Source organism: Pelotomaculum propionicicum (assembly GCF_004369225.1).
GTDB lineage: Bacteria > Bacillota > Desulfotomaculia > Desulfotomaculales > Pelotomaculaceae > Pelotomaculum_B > Pelotomaculum_B propionicicum.
Genome location: NZ_QFFZ01000098.1, coordinates 1 through 4052, shown reverse-complemented (window position 1 = coordinate 4052; position 4052 = coordinate 1). Strand labels below are relative to the sequence as shown.

Genomic DNA, 4052 nt, shown 5'->3' with positions numbered 1-4052 from the left:
GCATTTTGTTGGTTTATCAGTAGATATCTCTTGATTTCTACAGTATACTTCGATATTCAGCCTTGTTTCTCCTGCTGCACCAGGAACTAATTTTGGGTATTCTACGGGGTTTTTGCAGTGGAATCATTATATTGATATTCGACTTGCTTTTCAATAGTTTCTTACTATTTTGCCCCTGGAAAGCCTTTGGAAAACAAAAAAAAGAAAGCCGCGCTGTGTGCGGCCCTACCCTTAAAAGAAATTGGCTCCCCGAGTAGGATTCGAACCTACAACCTACCGGTTAACAGCCGGTTGCTCTACCGTTGAGCTATCGAGGAACGGACAGTGTTTTTTACTTTAAATTGTAATTCCCACGCACCATAATATACTACTATCTTTTCCCCAAGTCAAGCACTTACACCCCGCAAATAAATCCCGCACAGGCTCTTTTTGCTTGAACCGCCGGGTAGTGCCGGTTATTGTATAAAAGTCGTCCATGTATTGAAACCGCACTCTTCGGCCATTTTGCCCGGTGATCCCAGCTTTTCCTATATAATAACATAATTTTGAAGTGTTTGTTTCAATCAATAAATGATCACAAATGATTTCACTGGGCAATTAAAGGAGGAAGCAGGAAGGGCACTATAGAAATAATTAGTACATACATCTTTCCCTTTTATTACTGCCAGGTGGTGAATTAATATGAATTCAGCCTTCTTGAGGCTAGCTGTTCTCGGCACTGCTTTAGTGTCAATGATATTTGGCATCTGGCGCGGCGAGGCTAAGGAGGTCCTGCTTAAAGCAATAAACCTTTGTCTGGAGTGTATAGGTATTGGCTGAACTGGTGCGCAAAGTCACTCAACAATGTTTGTCCAAATGATCGAGCCTTATCTGTAAATAATAAAATACTGATGAAACTGGCAGAATAGCTGTCAATTTGCATAATATATTAAGCTTAAAAAACACCTGCCGGCTCCTGAACAGCCGGTATAAAGGGGTGGCGTTTGGATATGAAGCGGGAGTATTTCAGTGAACTGCTTGAAAGCAGGCTGTTAATTTTAGACGGAGCTACCGGTACGGAGCTGCAGAAGGGAGGCATGCCCCAGGGCGTTTGTCCTGAACTGTGGGTGATGGAACACCCGGATGTCCTTACAGATATACAGCGTGAATATATAAAAGCGGGTTCCGACATTGTTTATACCTGCACTTTTGGCGGCAACAGGGTTAAGCTGGCAGAGTATGGACTGGGTGACAGGGTTGTTGAGATAAACAGAGAACTGGCTGGGATTTCCAGGCAGGCTGCCGCCGGTACAAACTGTTTTGTCGCGGGTGATCTTGCGCCGACGGGTAATTTTATAGAGCCTTTTGGCGCCATGCCTTTTGAAGAAGCTGTCGCTGTTTATAAAGAACAGTTGCAGGGACTGCTGGAAGGCGGCGTGGACTTATTTGTAATCGAGACCATGCTGGATATCCAGGAAACAAGAGCCGCGCTGCTGGCCGTCAAAGAGACTTCAGATCTCCCCGTAATGGTAAGCATGACCTTTGACAATGACGGAAGGACACTTACCAACAGCGACCCCGTTACAGTGCTGCTGATCCTCCAGAGCCTTGGGGCCGATGCTGTGGGTGTAAACTGTTCCACCGGCCCCAGGGATATGATCGAGGTTGTCTCTTTAATGAAACCTTACGCCAGGGTCCCGCTCCTGGCCAAACCTAATGCCGGCCTGCCGAGGCTGGTCGACGGCGTCACCAAATTCGATATGGAAGCAGAGGAATTTGGCTCTTATGCCAAAGATTTGGTCAGGGCGGGCGTTAACCTCCTGGGCGGCTGCTGCGGCACTTCACCTTTATATATTGCCAGCCTTAAAAGCAATATTGAGGGGTGCATACCCCTCAAGCCAGATGCAAAACCTTACAGCGCTGTAACCTCTTCCAGAAAAACCGTGTTTATAGGTCCTGATCGCCCGGTCGCACTGATCGGTGAGAGAATCAACCCTACCGGCAAAAAACTCCTGAGCGGGGAACTAAGGCAGGGCAAGTTTTCTGAAGTGCGGCGGCTGGCTCTGGAGCAGCTGGCAAACGGCGCGGAGCTGCTGGATGTCAATGTCGGCCTGCCCGGGATCGATGAAAGAGCAGCTATGGTGGAGGTCGTCAAGCTTTTAAGCAATATTGTTGATGTCCCTCTGTGCCTTGACTCATCATCACCTGAAGTTTTAGAAGCCGCGCTGCGGGTTTACCCCGGCAGGGCGCTGATTAATTCTATTTCCGCTGAAAAGATAAAACTGGAAAAACTCCTGCCGCTGGCGCAGAAATACGGCGCTATGTTTGTACTGCTGCCTCTAAGCGACGAGGGTGTCCCTGAAGAGGCTGAAAAACGGTGTGAGATTATCAGGCATATCCTGGACCGGGCGGCTGAATACGGTATCAAAAAACAGGATGCTGTGGTCGACGGGCTGGTCATGACTATATCCGCCAACCAGCTTGCCGCGTCAGCGGCCCTGCAGGTGATAGAATGGTGCGCTGAACTTGGGTGCGCCACGACTATAGGCCTGTCCAACGTCTCTTTCGGCTTGCCCCGGAGAGATTTTATCAATGCCGCTTTTCTGGCCATGGCTGTCAGCAAAGGGCTCTGCACTGTCATAGGCAACCCTTCAAGCGAAATGATCATGGGTATAAAAATGGCTTCCGAAGTTTTAACCGTGCGGGACAGAAACAGTTTAAGGTATATAAGCCGGTTTGCGGGCTACAATCCCGAGCAGGCAAAACAAGCAGGCGTCAGGAAACCCCTTAAGCCGGCCGAAAAAGTATATAACTCTGTGCTGCACGGGGAAATGGAAGAAATAGTACCGCTGCTCCAGGAAGCGATAAATGAAGGAATTGCCGCTAAAGAGCTGGTGGATGTTTACCTGATTCCCGCCATCACCAAGGTCGGTGAGCTGTATGATCAGAAAGAATATTTCCTGCCCCAGCTTATTCAAAGCGCCGAGACGATGAAGAACGCCTTTAACTTCCTGGAGCCTTACCTTGCCGGGAACAAGGAAGCCTCCGCCGAAACGGGTGTTTCCATAGTGCTCGCCACAGTAAAGGGAGATATCCACGATATAGGGAAAAACATTGTGGGCCTTATGCTCAGGAATTACGGGTTCAATGTGCTCGACCTGGGCAAAGACGTAAGGTCGGAAGACATAGTCGCAACGGCAAAAGAAACAGGTGCGGCAATTATAGGCTTATCCGCGCTGATGACCACCACCATGGTTGAGATGAAAAACGTCATAAAAATAGCCCGGGAGGAAGGTCTGAACTGCAGATTCATGGTCGGCGGAGCTGTTGTTAATGATAAATACGCTGCTGAAATCGGCGCCGACGGCTACGCCAGGGATGCCTACGAGGCGGTAAAATTAGCGAAAAAATTGGCCTTGCTGGAATAAGCGAACTAGGATTTTTTCGGGATTAAATACTCAAAGATACGTTTGTCAAACTCGTTTTTTAAATCCTTTTATTGCACTTAAATCTTTGCCGCATTTTGAGCAGCTGTCGGCATACCACGAAAAATCTGCCTGGCAGTTGGATCATTTCCACTGTTTTGCCTGCTGCTCATGCCAGCTGTCTACTCCACTGCTTATAATAGTCTTTTGCTTCCAAAACAAAAGCCTCACGGTTTTTATACCATGAGGCTTTAAAAATGCTCTGGCAGCGACCTGCTCTCCCAGGGACCAGCGTCCCAAGTACCATCGGCTCAGTGTGTCAGGGGCAGTGTGTCAGGGGAACGGGGTTGTTGACAACATTTAGGCTTTTAGGAAATCCCGCCGTGTTCGGGATGGGAACGGGTGTACCAATTCGGTCGTCAGACGTCGGTCGTCAGAAAAAATATAAAAACAAACCTCATGGTGTTTTCTCCATGAGGCTTAAAATTAATCTAGCGGCGTCCTACTCTCCCAGGGACCAGCGTCCCAAGTACCATCGGCGCTGAAGAGCTTAACTGCCGTGTTCGGGATGGGAACGGGTGTACCCTCTTCGCTATCACCACTAGAAAGTTATATTCCTTTAATATTCCTTCAAAACTGAACAGCATA

2 protein-coding genes, 1 tRNA gene and 1 rRNA gene are annotated in these 4052 nt (G+C 48.3%); 2 read left to right on the top strand and 2 right to left on the bottom strand.

Going from position 1 to position 4052, the window contains the following annotated elements:
- Positions 1–242 precede the first annotated feature (242 nt).
- Positions 243–317 (bottom strand) — tRNA-Asn (locus Pmgp_RS18830).
- A 364-nt stretch (positions 318–681) separates the two neighbouring features.
- On the opposite strand from Pmgp_RS18830, the gene Pmgp_RS19920 reads away from it, so the two are divergent.
- Entirely contained in the window at positions 682–819 is a 138-nt protein-coding gene (locus tag Pmgp_RS19920; RefSeq protein ID WP_192903029.1) for a CD1871A family CXXC motif-containing protein, read from the top strand.
- A 170-nt stretch (positions 820–989) separates the two neighbouring features.
- On the top strand, positions 990–3407 hold the full coding sequence (locus Pmgp_RS18825) for a homocysteine S-methyltransferase family protein (protein ID WP_134216161.1): 2418 nt from the start codon (positions 990–992) through the stop codon (positions 3405–3407).
- A gap of 486 nt (positions 3408–3893) precedes the next feature.
- Here the strand turns inward: Pmgp_RS18825 and rrf are convergent.
- Positions 3894–4010: ribosomal RNA gene (gene rrf / locus Pmgp_RS18820) — 5S ribosomal RNA — on the bottom strand.
- Between the last annotated feature and the right edge of the window lie 42 nt (positions 4011–4052).